Source organism: Parasphingorhabdus sp., assembly GCF_048269915.1.
Lineage (GTDB): Bacteria > Pseudomonadota > Alphaproteobacteria > Sphingomonadales > Sphingomonadaceae > Parasphingorhabdus.
This window is the reverse complement of the sequence record NZ_JBLWTY010000003.1, coordinates 234,984-250,748: the sequence shown is the minus strand read 5'-3', so window position 1 is coordinate 250,748 and position 15,765 is coordinate 234,984. Positions and strand designations below refer to the sequence as shown.

Genomic DNA, 15,765 nt, shown 5'->3' with positions numbered 1-15,765 from the left:
TATATCGCTATCGATAAATAACGGCATATTCCGTCGAGCGATGGAACCAATTGCTAGGGAGAAACGTAAGATGTTCAGACGTTTTGCACAATCAACCCGTTGACTTGATACCAGCCATGACCACGGCCTTCGGCAAGTTTGCGGACGTTACTTTGCATCTATTGGAAGGACCTTGCGCCATGGAAACCACCGAACTCACCGTGAATGGGAAACTCCACAAGCTGGAAGCCGATAGTCGTGTGACTCTTCTTGACGCGCTGCGCAACCACCTCGGATTGATCGGAACCAAGAAAGGTTGTGACCACGGCCAATGCGGCGCCTGCACTGTGATTGTCGAGGGTCGTCGCATCAACAGCTGCCTCACCCTCGCCTGTATGCATGACGGTGAGGAAATCACGACGATCGAAGGTCTTGGCGAACCGGGCGATCTGTCCGCTATGCAATCTGCATTTATTGCTCATGACGGCTTTCAATGCGGATATTGCACCCCGGGCCAGATTTGTTCGGCGACCGCAATGCTGGACGAGGCCCGTGCGGGATGGCCGAGTTTTGTCTCGGACGAACTGGAAGGCCCCGAAACTTTAAGCGATGAAGAAATATCCGAGCGAATGAGCGGCAATTTGTGCCGCTGCGCCGCTTATCCCAACATTGTCAACGCGATCCGCCAGGTAGCCGGAGAACGGTCATGAAACCATTCGCCTATGCCAGAGCCAGCGGACCTGCTGAAGCAACCGCGCAGGCGGCGGATAATGCAATCTTTATAGCCGGTGGCACGAACTTGCTGGACTTGATGAAGCTGGAGGTGATGGTCCCCGACAAGCTGGTCGATATCAACCGGCTCGACATGGCGGACATCATCAGCACCGATGAAGGCGGGCTAAGGATCGGGGCATTGGTGACCAACAGCGACTGCGCCGCCGACCAGCGTGTGCGCAATGATTATCCGGTGCTGGCGCGGGCGATCCTGGCTGGCGCCAGCGGCCAGCTGCGGAACAAGGCAACCACTGGTGGCAACCTGTGCCAGCGGACCCGCTGCTATTATTTTTACGATACCGCGATGCCGTGCAACAAACGCAATCCCGGTTCGGGCTGCCAGGCGATGAACGGTTTTAACCGCATCCATGCCATATTGGGAGCAAGCGATACCTGTATTGCCACCTATCCCGGTGATATGGCCGTCGCCATGACGGCGCTGGATGCGCAAGTCGAGATTGAAAATGCATCGGGCGAGGTCCGAAACGTGCCGATCAAGGACTTTCATCTTCTACCCGGCGATCATCCGGAAAAGGACAATATTCTGGACGCTGGCGATTTGATCACCGCAGTAATTCTGCCGCGGCCGGTCGAGGGAAACCAGATTTACCGGAAAGTCCGCGACCGCGCCTCCTATGCATTTGCGCTGTGTTCCATGGCGGCGCTGGTCAAGATGGATGGCGATATAATCGCCAAGGTCGCACTGGCCTTTGGCGGTCTGGCGCACAAGCCGTGGCGCGATCAAGCGGTTGAAGCGCTTTTGACCGGGCAACAGCCCTCCGCGACTTTATTTGGCAAAGCCGCCGATCAATTGCTCGCCGAAGCCAAAGGTCATGGCAGCAATGATTTCAAGATACCGCTGACCAGACGCGTTCTGATTTCCGTGCTGAGAGAAGCCACAACCACCGGAGCAGCAGCATGACCGCGCACCACAAAATGGATAAGCCGGACCGGCGTAACCGGCTAGACGCTATGCGGCAGGGTCTGCTGGGAACGGCGATGGACCGCCCCGACGGTCCGCTCAAGGTCTCGGGTCGAGCGACCTATTCGCATGAATGGGACGTTCCGGACATGGTGCACGGCGTGCTGGTCCGCGCGACCATAGCCAAAGGCCGCGTCACCGATATAGGGAGCAGCGACCTGTTGAAAGACGAGGCGATCCATGCCGTCATTACGGATGATCGGCTACTGAGGCGTCCGGCGCAGGGCGGGGCTGATGAAGCGCCGCCGCAGGGAGCAAAGCAGGTTGATTATTTCGGCCAGCCAATCGCGCTGGTGGTCGCCGAAACATTCGAACAAGCGCGCCATGGTGCCAACAGACTGACGGTTCATTATGAAGCCGCCGGCAACGCGGCCTTTGACCCGGAGGCACCCGACACCGAGACGGACAGCCCGGAGGATGACCAGCTTGACCAAGGCGATCTGGAACAGGCAATGCGCGAAGCCGCCTTCACCGTCGATCAGGTCTATCGCACAGCGGGCCATAATAGCGCGGCGATGGAGCCCCATTGCGCCATAGCCAGCTGGGACGGTGACAAGCTAACTCTACGCGGCAGCTATCAGATGCTTAATTTCAATATCAACGAACTTGCCGATGCGCTGCATATCGTACCGGAGAATATCCGAATGCTGTCACCTTATGTTGGTGGCGGCTTCGGTTCCAAACTGGGTATTTCACCAGAGGCCGTTGCGGCAGCAATTGCCGCGAAGGAAATCGGCCGGCCGGTGTGCGTCGCGCTGTCGCGACCTCAGGTTTTTGAAACCACGATGCGCAGGTCGGAAACCCGGCAACATGTCCGGCTGGCCTGCGGAGAGGACGGCTTGCTAACCGGTGTCGGTCACGAATGCCTGGTGTCCAATTTGCCGGGAGAAGAATTTTACGAGCCAGTCACGCAGGCGACCCATTTTCTCTATGGCGGCAAACATCGCAAGCTCGGAATCGAAGTAGCGCGCATCAACCGGACCTGCGGCGGTTCGGTCCGCGCGCCGGGCGAAGCAGTTGGCATGCAGGTGCTGGAAAATGCGATGGATGAACTGGCCGAAGCCGCTGGCATCGATCCGGTCGAGCTGCGCAAGCGCAATATTCCCGAGAGGCATCCGGAAGACGACATTCCCTATTCTTCCCGTCGGTTCGCCGACGCGCTTGATGAAGGGGCCCGATTATTCGAATGGGAAAAGCGCAACCGGCAGCCGGGATCCGTGCGCGAAGGCGACTGGCTCATTGGCCACGGGATGGCTGGCGCCGCCCGAGTCAACATCCTTTCGGAAGCAAAAGCCAGAGTGACACTGCTAGCCGACGGAAGCGCCGTGGTCGAAACCGACATGACCGATATCGGCACCGGAACCTATGCGATACTGACGCAAATTGCCGGCGAAATGCTGGGCCTGCCGGCGAACCGCGTTGAGACCAGATTGGGCGATACCGACTTCCCGGCAGGACCGGGTTCCGGTGGGTCATGGGGTGCATCTTCTTCCGGCTCAGCTGTTTTTCTGGCCTGTGAGGAAATTCGCAAAAAGATTGCCGGCAAATTGGGCAGCGACGAGGCAGACTTGAAACTGGCCGATGGTAAGGCGGGGACCGATGATGCAGCGCGGCCGCTGGCCGAGATACTGAACGGTCAGGATATTTCCGCCATCGGTCACATCGAACCGGGCAAGACGCTTGAGGAGTGGCAGCAGGCGACCTACGGCTGCTATTTTGCCGAGGTCGCGGTCAACGCCGTGACGGGCGAAACGCGCGTGAAGCGGATGCTGGGTGTGTTCGCGGCCGGCCGGATACTGAACGAGAAAACCGCAACATCGCAATGCTATGGCGGCATGATCTGGGGTATCGGAAACGCCCTGACTGAAGAGCTGGTTTTCGATAACCGGGACGGGCATATCGTCAATCATGATCTGGCAGAATATCATATCCCGGTGAATCTCGACGTACCGCAAATCGAGGTCGTCCTGCTGAAGGAGCGGGACGAATGGGCCAGCCCGATCCAGGCCAAGGGCATCGGCGAACTGGGGATATGCGGCGCCGCAGCGGCGGTCACCAACGCGATGTATAATGCGACCGGTATCCGGCTGCGCGATTATCCTGCGACGCTGGACAAATTGCTGACAGAACTGCCCGAACACTAGATTCGGCTAGATCATCATATGATAGAAGAGAACCGCACCAATTCGGTTCAAATAATGCCCACATTCCCGCCCAAACGGAATTTTGCCAAATCAACAGATTCCTGAATATACCGATAGTCCCAAATCCTCATTGCCCCCATCGCCCCCCTCGCCTAATCTAGCCGCCATGAATGTTTTTGCCCGCTCGCCTCATCAACCGCCCCATTTAATTCGCAGCTGGAAACTGTCCACCGCGGTGATACCGCTGTTGCTCGCTCTGCTCACCACGCCGCTGACTGCCTGCAAAAAAATCGAAGATTCTGATCGAAATCGTCCCGAAACCGCGCGCGCTTTTCCGCCGGCGTCACGGCCGGTTTCGGAGCTGGGTGGCAATGAATGGTCGACCGAAACCGCGCGCGACAAGCGCGGGGAAGCCGAGGAGATTATGGCGGCAGCTGGACTGGAGCCGGGAATGACGGTCGCCGATATCGGGGCGGGCGAAGGCTATTATACCGTGCGCCTGGCGGAGAAGGTCGGACCAGCAGGGCGGGTGCTGGCGCAGGATATCGACCAGGGCGCGATTGATCGGCTGGCCGAGCGGGTCAACCGGGAGAGCCTCGACAATGTTTCGATCAAGCTCGGTGCGCCCGATGATCCGCGGCTGCCCGAAAATAGTTTCGACCGGATATTCCTGGTCCACATGTATCATGAAGTGCGTGAACCTTACGCATTTCTGTCACGGCTGCGCCCAGCCCTGATTGCGCAGGGAAAGGCCCAAGGTGCCGGCGAGGTAATAGTGGTCGACGTCAATCGCGACTTTGCCCAGCACGGGATTCCACCCAAGCAACTGTTCTGCGAATTTGAGGCCGTCGGCTATGAACTGGTCGGCTTTATGGAGCGACCAGAGCTGGGCGGCTATTTCGCGCGATTCAGAGCCAAGGGGCCAGCAATATTGCCCGGCAAGATCGTTCCCTGCCCCTATCAGCGGGATAACGAATGAGGATCAGCCAGTTTTCAGGTCGGCCATCGCTCCACTACGGTGTCGCCGGCGTGCTTTACGGGCCAGGCGGCGCCAGTGGCGTCGGTCACGCGATGACAGGGAAGGATCGCTCGCGCGCACCGTCAGGACGTCAGGAGCGTCCTCACCATATTTGGTATAACAATAGCGTATTTCCCACTCGTCCTTGACACGCCGGTAGGATGGTTCGAACAGATTAAACATTGACAATTAGCGCTCTCAGTCGCGACCCTGGTGCGTTAATAGTTTCTTAGCCATAAACGGTTTTACACTCCGTTTCAATGGCTTTGATGATACTAATTAACCCTTAGCGGGGAGACGAAAAAAATTCTCTTGTCGCCGCCAGATTTTACCGCGACGCGTCGCTATTCATTCGCGGCCCGGCGACCGATTTTATCTGGATAGGGCGTGGCCAGGCACCTTAGCTGAACAGCTTGTGTTAGAACGGTAAATATATTTTTTCTTCAATGGCTTAGATGAAATACATCAGCTTTCATCACCCATTTTCAACGCCGCAATAAAGGCTTCCTGCGGGATGCTGACATTGCCATATTCACGCATCTTGGCCTTGCCCTTTTTCTGCTTGTCGAGCAGCTTCTTCTTGCGGCTGATATCGCCACCATAGCATTTGGCGGTCACGTCCTTGCGCATAGCCGAGATGGTTTCGCGGGCAATAACCTTGCCGCCAATAGCAGCTTGGACAGGAATCTTGAACAGGTGCCGCGGGATCAAATCCTTGAGTCGTTCGCACATGTGACGGCCGCGGGCTTCGGCGGCATCGCGGTGGACAATCATGCTCAGCGCATCAACCGGATCGCCGTTGACCATGATATTCATCTTCACCAGCTGGCCAGGCCGCAGGCCGACCTGATGATAGTCAAAGCTCGCATAGCCGCGAGAGATACTCTTCAGCCGGTCGTAGAAATCGAACACCACTTCGTTGAGCGGCAGTTCGTAAACCACCTGCGCCCGGTCACCGACATAGGTCAGGTTCTTCTGTACCCCGCGGCGGTCCTGGCAAAGCTTCAAGATCCCGCCGAGATATTCGTCCGGGCAATAGATGGTCGCCTCGATCCACGGCTCCTCGATCTCGCGGATCTTCACCACGTCCGGCATGTCGGCGGGGTTGTGCAGGAACAATTCGCTGCCGTCGTTCATCTCGATCCGGTAGACCACCGAGGGCGCCGTCGTAATCAGGTCCAGATCATATTCGCGAGTCAGCCGTTCCTGGACAATCTCCAGATGCAGCAGCCCCAGAAAACCGCAGCGGAAGCCCTGCCCCAGCGCCGCGCTGGTCTCCATCTCGAAAGTGAAGCTCGCGTCGTTGAGCCGCAGCTTGCCAATGCTCTCGCGCAGCTTCTCGAAATCCGCCGCGTCGACCGGAAACAGCCCGCAGAACACCACCGACTGCACTTCCTTAAAGCCCGGCAACGGCTCGGTCGCGGGATTTTTCACCGTCGTGATCGTGTCGCCGACGGCGGTCTGGCTGACTTCCTTGATCTGCGCCGTGATAAAGCCGATCTCGCCCGCTGCCAGCTCGGGCAGCTGTTCGATCTTCGGCCGCATGCAGCCGACCCGGTCGACCAGATGCTCCGTCCCCTGGGCCATGAACTTGATCCGCTGTCCCTTGGTCAGCACGCCATCAATGACCCGCACCAGAATCACCACACCGAGATAGGGGTCATACCAGCTGTCGACCAGCATCGCCTTCAGCGGCTTGTCGCGGTCGCCACGCGGCGGCGGGATTTTGGTAACAATCTGCTCCAGTATATCCTCGATGCCGATCCCCGACTTGGCGCTCGCCATCACCGCGTCGGAGGCGTCGAGGCCGATGATTTCCTCAATCTCGTTGCGCACCCGCTCCGGCTCGGCGGCGGGCAGATCGATCTTGTTGAGCACCGGGATGATCTCGTGATCATGCTCGATTGACTGATAGACATTGGCCAGAGTCTGTGCCTCGACGCCCTGCGCCGCATCGACCACCAGCAACGCCCCTTCACAGGCCGCAAGGCTGCGCGAGACTTCATAGGCGAAGTCGACATGGCCCGGCGTGTCCATCAGGCTGAGCTCATAGGTCTCGCCATTTTTGGCAGTGTAGTTGAGCCGCACCGTCTGCGCCTTGATGGTGATCCCGCGCTCCCGCTCAATATCCATATTGTCGAGCACCTGCTCGCTCATTTCGCGCTCGGTCAGCCCGCCTGTATGCTGGATCAGCCGGTCGGCCAGGGTCGATTTCCCGTGGTCGATATGGGCGATGATAGAGAAGTTGCGGATATGGCTTTGATCGGTCATCCGCGCCCGTTAGCAGGGGCACAGCCCCTTGTCAGCAGGAAACGTCCAAGCCGCTCCGCGCCAAATGACCCGCCGCTTTGCCTGCCGCTTCGTCCCTTGGGCCGCAATCAAACTTTACAAACCTTACACTGTTATGAATTGGAAAAGCTCTGCGGTTTTCAAACATCAATTTGGCCGCATTTCAGACTCGCGAAAGGCCAATTTATTCAGTTTCGATTCGAGAAAGCTGAATAAGGGAAAAGCGATGGTACGCCTGGACATTTCCTTTCCGCTTTTACCGAAATGTTGGAGCAGGATTTAATTTTCAAAGAGCCGTTTGGGGATATGGCATAGGGAGGGAGGTGTAGGAAAGGATGTTAGAGCCACCATCACTATCCTCCCTGTCGCGAAGCGATGGGGAGGTGGCATCCGCCGTAGCCTTGGCGAAGGCGGATGACGGAGGGGCAGGCGCGGCAATAACAGCCCTTCGAGTGTCGCCCCAATCCCCGAGACCAGCGCCAAGCCCAACCGCCCCTCCACCATCCTCCGGACGGTCCCCCTCCCCACCGCTGCGCGGCAGGGAGGAAAATCAATCGAGCGGCAGATTGATTTTCTTCATGATCCGGTCGGTCTCGGGAAGGATTGATATGGACGCTACTGACTTCGAAATTGACTCAATCAACATACGGACCAAGAAAGCGCTCGCCATTAAAATGGATTAGATGAGTAGGAGCATCGGCAACCCACACCTCGGTTTCCCATGCTATTTCTGAGAGATATCGCCCCATGACTGACCGTGAGGGGAACGCGGTTACATAAACTAATCCAGCTGATGAGCCATCAAATAAGCCCATTAGCTCAGCGTGCCTTTTTCCGTCGACCGGACCATGACTGGTAACCGCTTCTGCCAAGATCAACCAGTTTTTAGACTCAAAGTGAAGCACGACATCAGGCATTTTTCCGTGCTCATCAACCGTTACACCCAAATTTGCTAGCCGCTCTGAATCAAAATACCCCATTTTTTCACCGGTATCACCTGCATATACAAGCCGACTTCCCGGTGCAAAATGCGGGGCGAAAGAAACAATAATGTCCTTGATCAACTGGCTATGATTGCCGGCGCTTAAAGAAAGGACGGTGCCTTCGGCAATTTCAACCGGAATTCGATGCATATTTCGTGCTTGGGCATATTGCTCGGCTAATCCACCTCGGATTTTAAGATAGCCAGACAAGGCATCTGAAAAGGCGCTTGAATCGAATTTTCTTAATAATTTCAAAGCATATGGCGCCAATTGATAAACTGCCTTTGGGCTATTTACGGCACGCGTTGGCTCATCAGGATTATAGAGTACAAGGCCCGCATCTCGAAACTGGTGAACCGTCTGACGTCTGAACGTTTCTCGGCTATTGGGTGCATAAAGAACATCATAACTATGATGTACCCAATCCATAATGGGAGTGATCCCCAGCAGGGGGTTTTCTGCATCCGAAAAATGGTCTTTTGGGCCTACATTTGCCAACGCCAATAATGTAAGCGCAGATCGAGTATTTAGCTGAGCTTTCGGAAAGCCCAACATTTCCAATATCTTTAAAGCAGATTTAATATTTGGATGGCTCACCGTATACCCGCAACTTTATTGTCTATCTCAACCTGAGATAATTTAGAAGAATTCGTACTCCACTTACCAAAACGGCTCAGTAATTGCCGATCTGGGTAGGGTAGATATCTCAGATCAGTCGCGTTAACCTGTGTGTGGCCGCTGAAGTTTCTCATCCAATCGTCAACTATGTCAGAATTGAGATAAACCATCAGCCCTCGAGCCACGTTTTCGTCAAGCGGACCTCTTTTTTGATGAAAAACATTCAAGTGATTTTCAAAGCCTATGGGCGTGTCGGGAAGTCGGTTTGGTTCAACCAGACTGGCAACTATTCGCCTATCTTCCTCTTTTGATGAAAACCGCCGAACAACAACATAGAAACCTCTAGGATATAACCAACGTTTGGTATTAGAGTTGATGGCAATTGCGTTGGCCTTTTTAAAATTTTCACGCGGCCAACTAAGCATACGTTCGTTAAAGTGCCCAGGATAAAGTAATGGAGCATCTCCCGAACTAGCTTTTTTCCTTAGATGTTCTTTTACTCTAAAATCGACTACCGGCCCTGTCGACACCGAAAGGCCTATATTTTCTAGCGTACTTTTATATCGAGGGTGTCTAATCAGTGCATCACTGGAATCTTTGGCGGGAATATGAATGAATTTCCTCGGGTCACTGGGCAGGACGATTTCTTCATAAGGTACGACATTTGTTTCGAGGTCGGAGAAGCTACCGTCGGAAGAGGAGGAAATTACGACGTCCTCCTGCAGAACACCTTTCTGAAGACGAATGATTATGTTTTCCTGAAGAACATTGTCTTTAGAAAATGCTTTATCTCGTTTTTCAAAAAGGTGAATGCTTTTCAAGGAGGACCGTTCGAGTATAAACTCTCGGAATGAGCGATAATAAGGTCCATTGCAAAAACTTCGTGGTATAATCGCTACAACTTCCCCCTCTCCACGAACCAAAGCCAGCGCTAGCGCTACGAATCCGGAATACAGATTAACCGTTTCAATATCGACAGATGCCATCAGTGTGTGTGCGGCAGAACCACTTCGAATTTTCATATACGGCGGATTTAAAATTGCATGGGAGAAGGGTTCATTGCCATGCTTAATCATTGAAACCGCGTGACCAATAAAATCTCCCTCAATAACTTCAGACGAAATACTATTTTTTGAAGATTCTAAATTTGATAATTTTGTTCTCAAAGGCAAAACTAGATTTGGGTCAATCTCATAAGCAGATATCGAAAGCGAACGCTCCGCGTCAGCGCTGGCCAACCATCGATTAGCAAAAGCTATTGATAACGAGCCAAACCCCGCTCCAGCGTCCAAAAGCTCAACGTCTGAGATGCGCTTCGGATCAAACTGATCAGCCATAAATTCGGAAATCTGGGGAGGAGTCATGTATTGACCCAGTTCGACCTGCCGATCCTCGGTGGCTTCGTCGGATTCGTGTTCTTGGGAAACTGCGAACGCGCTTATTAAAGCTAAAGAAGATGATATTGCCATGAGGATTCGAACTCTCATTGACTATTCAGAGCAAGTCAATGCTCGAATTATAAATGCTAAAAAGATCACGCATGCTCCCCATTTTTCACACAGCTAGGTCGGGAGAGACGTTTTCGTGACGACAATTGCATAGCACTAAGTAGTGATGATAAATCGGTCGAATGAGTTACTGAAGAACAAACGATAATTCGTCTCTCATTTATTCCGCCACAAATGCCGCATTGCCCGATTCTCGGCAAGCGGTTAAGCTGTCTTTGGCCGATTATGTCTGAGACCTCGAAGTTGCTGACAAGGACCTCTCACCAGAAAGCCCACCCCATGCGCACCCGCCTCAGCATCTGCCGCAAGAAGCGTCGCTTCCCCACTGAGGCGGATGCCATCGCCGTGGCGCAAGAGGCCGATATCGTGTTGCGCCCCTATCTCTGCGACCGCTGTCATCACTATCATCTGACCAGCCGGACGCGGGGCAAGCGGCGGTTGCCGGTTGCGGATTGAGCGCTGCCGCGGTGCCTCCTGTCCCGGCCCCACCCCTGTCATAAAGATGAAATAAATTTGCCATGAAAGAGCAACGCATCCGTCATAGATCGCTCATCAATTCAGAACTGATCCACAACAGACAGGCGATTTCATGACAAAGCAGATGTGCAAGACCCTCGGCCTGCTGGCCGGAACCGCGATGATCGCACTGGCTCCGGCCAGCGCCATGGCAGCACCGCTATCCGACGAACAGGCAGCAGCGCTGCTCGCGAAGATGAACCAGCTTGAGCAGGAAATCGCCGGACTGAAAGCACAGCTGAGCGATTTGCAGCAGTCGCAGCAGGCTTCCGAACAGGCCGCGACCAGCGCGATCGCCGAAACCAATGCGAAAATCGCCGCAACGGAGGCGACCCTCGCCGAGCAGAAGCCGGTCAAGGTCAGCTGGAAAGGCGCACCGGAACTCAAGGGCGAGGACGGCTGGAGCTTCAAGCCGCGCGGCCGGATGCTCTACGATTTCGGCACGGTCGATGCACCGGATTCGATCAATGACGCAGGCCTCGGCTTCGCCAATGAAGCACGGCGCATCCGGCTGGGTGCTTCGGGATCGATTCCCGGTGGCTTCGGCTACAAGGTGGAAGCGGATTTCGCCAGCGGTGACGTGGAAATGACCGACGCCTTGCTGAGCTATGAAGATGGCGGGCTGACGATAACGGCGGGGCAGCATAATAATTTTCAGGGACTGGAAGAATTGTCGAGCAGCAACGACACCAGCTTTATCGAGCGGGCCGGCTATACGGATGCTTTCGGTTTTGAACGCCGGGTCGGGCTTTCGGCGCAATATAGTACCGGTATCATGCTGCTTCAGGGCGGTGTCTTTACCGATAATATTGCCGATCTGGGCGATGACGTGAACAACAGCATCGGCTTTGACGTGCGCGCCGTGGCAATGCCGAAATTTGGCGAGACGCAAACCCATTTCGGGGCGTCCTACCATTATCGCGATCTGGGCGATGCCTTCTCTGCGCAGCGCTATCGCCAGCGGCCGGCGGTACATTTCACCGACACACGCTTCCTCAACACCGGCAATATCAACAATGCTGTGTCGGAATCGAGCCTGGGACTGGAAGCGGCGGTCATTTCCGGCCGGTTTCATGCCGCGGCGGAAAGCCACTGGCTGACCTTGAACCGCAGCGCCAATTTTGCCGACCCGACCTTCTTCGGGGGGTCGGTCGAGGCGGGATTCTTCCTGACCGACGATACGCGCGGCTACAAGGAAGGCGTGTTCAAGGGTGTGAAAGTGTCCAACCCGGTTGGCAAAGGCGGCTTGGGCGCGTGGCAGGTCAATGTCCGCTATGACCGTCTCGATCTGACCGATGCCGGGTTTACCGGCGGCACACAGGACGCCTATCAGGCCTCGCTGATCTGGACTCCGGTCGATTATGTCCGTTTTCTGCTGTCCTATTCCAAGCTGGACTATCGTGATGCGGCAATCCTGGCGGCAGGCAATGCAGATTATAGTGTCGACAGCTTTGCCGGACGGTTCCAGATCAGCTTCTGATCCGGTACTCAGAGCAGGATAGCGGTCAGGCTGCGGGTTCGCCGAGATAATAGCCGAGCGAACGGATCGTATGGATATGATTGGTCAGTCCGCCGCTGTTCAGCGCCTTTCTGAGGCGCAGGATATGGACGTCGACACTGCGCAGATCGACCTCGCGATCGCCTTCGCGGATAGCGCGGGAAAGCTTGTCCCGGGACAGCACCCAATTGGGATGTTCCATGAAATGGCGGAGCAGCCGGAATTCGGTCGGGCCGAGGTGAATGGCCGTGTCGCCTCTGGTAACCCGCACCGCCGCCCGGTCGAGCTCGATATCGGCGAAACGCAATTTTGAACCATCGTCCGGGGGCCCGCTTCTCCGCAGCAGCGCCCCAATGCGCGCGACCAGTTCCCGCGGGCTGAACGGCGTGGCGACATAATCGTCCGCCCCGGCCTCAAGCGCGGCGATCATGTTATTTTCGTGAGCATCGCCGGAAACGATGATGACCGATGTCCGATGATCTGCATCAGACCTGCGCAAATGCTGGCACAGGGCCAAGACCGGCGAATTGGCCATCGCGCAGCAAATAATGATTAGATCGGCCCGCGGGTGATCGGCCTTGCCTCCTGTCGCTTTGCTTCTATCGACCACATCTGCATGGAGGCAATATTCCTCACATAGACTGGTCAGCTGCTGCGCGATGTTCGGATCGAATTCAACGATCCATATTTTTCGGCTGATCTGGCCATATTGCGCCAACATCGTCCCCCTTGCTGCGATCTGGCATTTGTCGGCCGGTTTCGGAAAAATAGGTCAATTCGGCAATATTGGTGGCATGGTCGCCAATCCGCTCAAGGTTTTTCGCGATGAACAGCAGATGCGCGGATTCGCCAATATGCGCGGAATTTTCCATCATATAGGTAATAATCGAACGGAAAATACTGGTATAGAAATTATCCAGTGTCTGGTCCCTCGCCCATACTGAAACGGCAAGATCAATATCCCCCTCGGCATAAGCCGTGAACGCATCGCTGACCAGTTCGGCCGCGATCTTGGCCATTGACGGCAGCAGCGCAACCGGTTCGATGCCGCGACTGGTCTCTGCGACAAGTGGCACCCGTTTGGCGATATTCTTGGCATAATCACCGATCCGCTCGGCAATGCTGGAAATCTTGAACGTGGCAATCAGCTGACGCAGATCATCCGCCATCGGCGCGCGCAACGCAATGGTCTGGATCGACAGCTGGTCAATCCGCCGCTCAAGTTCGTCAATGTCCCGGTCGTCCGCGACCACACTGTTGGCGAGCGCGAGGTCATTGCCTTCCAGTGCCTCGATCGACCGAATGATCGCGCGAGTACTCTTTTCACCAATCTCGAGAACCATTTCCCGAAGATCGTGAATTTCAGCGTCAAAGGCCGTCACCGTATGCTGCGCTGTGCTGAGATTCATAATCATTCCTTACTACTGATTTGCGCATTGTAACAAAAATGTCATAATAACGCCAATCTTTTTCTGGTACCGATATTTTCTCGTCTTTTCTGACCGGATTTGGTGAATTTCGCACGCAGACGGCGGACATTATAAAGGGGCCGTTGTTCCCAACGGCCCCTCAAGATACTGTCACCAATGTCTAGTTTCCGTAGTGGACCGATGTCCTGTCCAGGGAAACAGGCTTGCCTATTTCAGCACTTCTTTTTTGAGAAGTGGCAGATTTTTCGCCGCTTCCACCATTGCCGCTCGGGTCTCATCAGGGGATGCAATCAGGCCGGCCTTGACAAGATAGCCGTCGCGGGTGCCGGCTTTGATGAATTCGGTCACATATTCCTCGATACCGGGGATCACGCCAATATGCTGCTTTTTCACATAGATATACAGCGGTCTCGCACCTGGATATTCACCGGAAGCGATCGCATCATAAGCCGGCTGAACACCGGAAATCGCGATCCCGCGTACCGTATCCTGATTCTCCTCGAGGAAGCTATACCCAAAAATGCCCACGGCATTGGGGTTGGATTTCAGCTTCTGGACGATCAGATTGTCATTCTCTCCGGTGTCGAGATAAGGGCCGTCAATGCGGATATCATGACAGATGGATTCATATTCGTCCTTGTTGCTTTCCTTGAGCGCCTTCGTTGCGGCATCGGTTTTGCAACCCACTTCCATGATCAGCTCGGTCAACGCATCGCGCGTCCCGGATGTGGACGGCGGGCCATAGACGCTGATCGCGATGGATGGCAGCGACGGGTCGATATCCGACCATTTCTTGGTCGTGTTTTCCTTGCCGAACGGTTTCGCAGCAATAGCCTTGTAAACCTGTTCCGGAGTCAGGGCAAAGCTGGGCCCTTCCTTGGATTGTGCTACCGCGATGCCGTCGATACCGATGTTGAGTTCAACGATATCGGTAACGCCGTTGGTCTGACACAGCTCAAATTCGGACGCTTTCATCCGGCGAGAGGCATTTTCGATATCTGGCGTGTCCGCTCCGACACCTGCGCAAAAAAGGCTCATGCCCGCGCCGGTACCAGTCGATTCCAAAACCGGTGCCTTGTAACTGCTGGTGCTGACAAAATTTTCCGATACGGCCTTGGCAAACGGAAAGACGGTTGACGATCCAACGATCCGAATCTGGTCTCTGCTGCCGCCGCCGCCGCCAGCCTGATTTTCGCAGCCCGCCAGTGCCAGCGTGGCCAGAGCGATTATTGCAACTTTGGTTTTCATCAAAAATTCCCTTTTCTAGGTCGATCCCGCAATGAAATGATCTGCGCAACCGTTCGGTCATGCCAACTACTGGCCCTCAATGACCTTTGGATTACAGATTTATTTCATAATTATTGCATTGACAGGCAAGCGATCCAGAACGCTAACGCGGCGCCCTTTTCATCGCTTCAAGCGGCGGGCTGTCCGGTCGGGCATGAAATAGTCTGACACGTTCGAAACCCAGACTGCTGTAAAAGCGACGGTTGGCGGGGTTGCTATTCTCCAGATAGGCCATGACACCCTTGCGGTCGCAGGCTGCGAGAACCGGCTCGATCAACCGTCGACCAAGCCCCCTGCCCCGTCCAGTACCGGCAACGCCAACGGTGAACAGATAGGCGTGCGGTTCCGCAGGATGATGTTTTGCCATTGCCTCGCCCGCCGCCTTACCGCGCATCAGGGCGCCCCAGCCACCGCTGGCAAACAGGCCCCAATAGGTTTGCAACATGCCCGCCAGGGCCGCATCGGGACTGTCACCAGGCAACAGCCACATCGCCGCTGCCTGCCCTGCACCATCTTCACTCAATATCTGGCAAAATCCGTTCGGCGCGTAAATATGCCGTGCCATATTGGCAAATGTCCGCTGCATGGGATCGAAGCCGTCGAACAGCCAGCTATTGAACGGATCATCGCGGAAGGCATCAGCGGTAATGGCTGCGAGTGCCTTGACGCTCTCCACCCCGACTCTATCGATGCCCTGAGCAGGCACGATGTCCGATGCTGTCAGCATTGGCGCAGGAAG

Annotated in this window: 14 protein-coding genes; 6 read left to right on the top strand and 8 right to left on the bottom strand. The window is 55.2% G+C overall.

Annotation, left to right across the window (positions count from 1 at the left end; all coding sequences use genetic code 11):
• Window positions 1–179: 179 nt before the first annotated feature.
• The 4 genes from ACN0WX_RS09680 to ACN0WX_RS09665 all read left to right on the top strand — a co-directional run bounded on the left by ACN0WX_RS09680 (window position 180) and on the right by ACN0WX_RS09665 (window position 4,858).
• Window positions 180–689: a 2Fe-2S iron-sulfur cluster-binding protein gene (locus ACN0WX_RS09680; RefSeq protein WP_417622109.1), complete on the top strand. Its 510-nt coding sequence runs from the start codon at window positions 180–182 to the stop codon at window positions 687–689.
• Window positions 686–1,675, top strand: coding sequence for an FAD binding domain-containing protein (locus ACN0WX_RS09675; RefSeq protein ID WP_417622108.1), 990 nt, complete (start codon window positions 686–688; stop codon window positions 1,673–1,675). Before ACN0WX_RS09680 ends, ACN0WX_RS09675 begins: the two co-directional genes overlap by 4 nt.
• Window positions 1,672–3,879: a xanthine dehydrogenase family protein molybdopterin-binding subunit gene (locus tag ACN0WX_RS09670; protein WP_417622107.1), complete on the top strand. Its 2,208-nt coding sequence runs from the start codon at window positions 1,672–1,674 to the stop codon at window positions 3,877–3,879. The genes ACN0WX_RS09675 and ACN0WX_RS09670 overlap by 4 nt, the downstream gene beginning before the upstream one ends.
• A 235-nt stretch (window positions 3,880–4,114) precedes the next feature.
• Window positions 4,115–4,858 carry a class I SAM-dependent methyltransferase gene (locus tag ACN0WX_RS09665; protein WP_417622106.1) on the top strand — a complete coding sequence of 248 codons (744 nt, stop codon included), beginning with the start codon at window positions 4,115–4,117 and terminating at the stop codon, window positions 4,856–4,858.
• A gap of 3 nt (window positions 4,859–4,861) precedes the next feature.
• Here ACN0WX_RS09665 and ACN0WX_RS09660 read toward each other — a convergent pair whose 3' ends face one another.
• The 4 genes from ACN0WX_RS09660 to ACN0WX_RS09645 form a co-directional block, all read right to left on the bottom strand.
• Entirely contained in the window at window positions 4,862–5,086 is a 225-nt protein-coding gene (locus ACN0WX_RS09660) for a hypothetical protein (RefSeq protein WP_417622105.1), read from the bottom strand.
• A gap of 276 nt (window positions 5,087–5,362) precedes the next feature.
• Window positions 5,363–7,168: a translation elongation factor 4 gene (gene lepA, locus ACN0WX_RS09655; RefSeq protein WP_417622104.1), complete on the bottom strand. Its 1,806-nt coding sequence runs from the start codon at window positions 7,166–7,168 to the stop codon at window positions 5,363–5,365.
• A 653-nt stretch (window positions 7,169–7,821) separates the two neighbouring features.
• On the bottom strand, window positions 7,822–8,766 hold the full coding sequence (locus ACN0WX_RS09650) for a BsuBI/PstI family type II restriction endonuclease (RefSeq protein ID WP_417622103.1): 945 nt from the start codon (window positions 8,764–8,766) through the stop codon (window positions 7,822–7,824).
• Window positions 8,763–10,256 (bottom strand): Eco57I restriction-modification methylase domain-containing protein, encoded by a 1,494-nt coding sequence (locus ACN0WX_RS09645; protein WP_417622102.1) that lies wholly within the window; start codon window positions 10,254–10,256, stop codon window positions 8,763–8,765. The genes ACN0WX_RS09650 and ACN0WX_RS09645 overlap by 4 nt, the downstream gene beginning before the upstream one ends.
• Window positions 10,257–10,574: 318 nt before the next feature.
• Here ACN0WX_RS09645 and ACN0WX_RS09640 point away from each other — a divergent pair, with 318 nt between their 5' ends.
• Complete coding sequence (locus ACN0WX_RS09640; protein WP_417622101.1) at window positions 10,575–10,751, top strand: hypothetical protein; 177 nt, start codon at window positions 10,575–10,577, stop codon at window positions 10,749–10,751.
• Between the two features lie 133 nt (window positions 10,752–10,884).
• Entirely contained in the window at window positions 10,885–12,291 is a 1,407-nt protein-coding gene (locus ACN0WX_RS09635) for an OprO/OprP family phosphate-selective porin (protein WP_417622100.1), read from the top strand.
• A 25-nt stretch (window positions 12,292–12,316) separates the two neighbouring features.
• Here the strand turns inward: ACN0WX_RS09635 and ACN0WX_RS09630 are convergent, their stop codons facing one another.
• The 4 genes from ACN0WX_RS09630 to ACN0WX_RS09615 all read right to left on the bottom strand — a co-directional run bounded on the left by ACN0WX_RS09630 (window position 12,317) and on the right by ACN0WX_RS09615 (window position 15,753).
• Entirely contained in the window at window positions 12,317–13,030 is a 714-nt protein-coding gene (locus ACN0WX_RS09630) for a winged helix-turn-helix domain-containing protein (protein WP_417622099.1), read from the bottom strand.
• Entirely contained in the window at window positions 12,984–13,718 is a 735-nt protein-coding gene (phoU, locus tag ACN0WX_RS09625) for a phosphate signaling complex protein PhoU (protein WP_417622098.1), read from the bottom strand. The genes ACN0WX_RS09630 and phoU overlap by 47 nt, the downstream gene beginning before the upstream one ends.
• A gap of 228 nt (window positions 13,719–13,946) precedes the next feature.
• The gene (locus tag ACN0WX_RS09620) at window positions 13,947–14,987 is read right to left on the bottom strand and encodes a substrate-binding domain-containing protein (RefSeq protein ID WP_417622097.1); all 1,041 of its coding nucleotides are present in this window, start codon (window positions 14,985–14,987) and stop codon (window positions 13,947–13,949) included.
• 142 nt (window positions 14,988–15,129) lie between these two features.
• On the bottom strand, window positions 15,130–15,753 hold the full coding sequence (locus ACN0WX_RS09615; RefSeq protein WP_417622096.1) for a GNAT family N-acetyltransferase: 624 nt from the start codon (window positions 15,751–15,753) through the stop codon (window positions 15,130–15,132).
• Window positions 15,754–15,765: the final 12 nt, after the last annotated feature.

What these genes read in the sequence shown, in the direction of transcription:
- ACN0WX_RS09680 (WP_417622109.1), top strand. Translation starts at nt 180, where the DNA reads ATGGAAACCACCGAACTCACCGTGAATGGGAAACTCCACAAGCTGGAA.
- ACN0WX_RS09675 (WP_417622108.1), top strand. Translation starts at nt 686, where the DNA reads ATGAAACCATTCGCCTATGCCAGAGCCAGCGGACCTGCTGAAGCAACC.
- ACN0WX_RS09670 (WP_417622107.1), top strand. Translation starts at nt 1,672, where the DNA reads ATGACCGCGCACCACAAAATGGATAAGCCGGACCGGCGTAACCGGCTA.
- lepA (WP_417622104.1), bottom strand. Translation starts at nt 7,168, where the DNA reads ATGACCGATCAAAGCCATATCCGCAACTTCTCTATCATCGCCCATATC.
- ACN0WX_RS09645 (WP_417622102.1), bottom strand. Translation starts at nt 10,256, where the DNA reads ATGGCAATATCATCTTCTTTAGCTTTAATAAGCGCGTTCGCAGTTTCC.
- ACN0WX_RS09640 (WP_417622101.1), top strand. Translation starts at nt 10,575, where the DNA reads ATGCGCACCCGCCTCAGCATCTGCCGCAAGAAGCGTCGCTTCCCCACT.
- ACN0WX_RS09635 (WP_417622100.1), top strand. Translation starts at nt 10,885, where the DNA reads ATGACAAAGCAGATGTGCAAGACCCTCGGCCTGCTGGCCGGAACCGCG.
- ACN0WX_RS09630 (WP_417622099.1), bottom strand. Translation starts at nt 13,030, where the DNA reads ATGTTGGCGCAATATGGCCAGATCAGCCGAAAAATATGGATCGTTGAA.
- phoU (WP_417622098.1), bottom strand. Translation starts at nt 13,718, where the DNA reads ATGAATCTCAGCACAGCGCAGCATACGGTGACGGCCTTTGACGCTGAA.
- ACN0WX_RS09620 (WP_417622097.1), bottom strand. Translation starts at nt 14,987, where the DNA reads ATGAAAACCAAAGTTGCAATAATCGCTCTGGCCACGCTGGCACTGGCG.
- ACN0WX_RS09615 (WP_417622096.1), bottom strand. Translation starts at nt 15,753, where the DNA reads ATGCTGACAGCATCGGACATCGTGCCTGCTCAGGGCATCGATAGAGTC.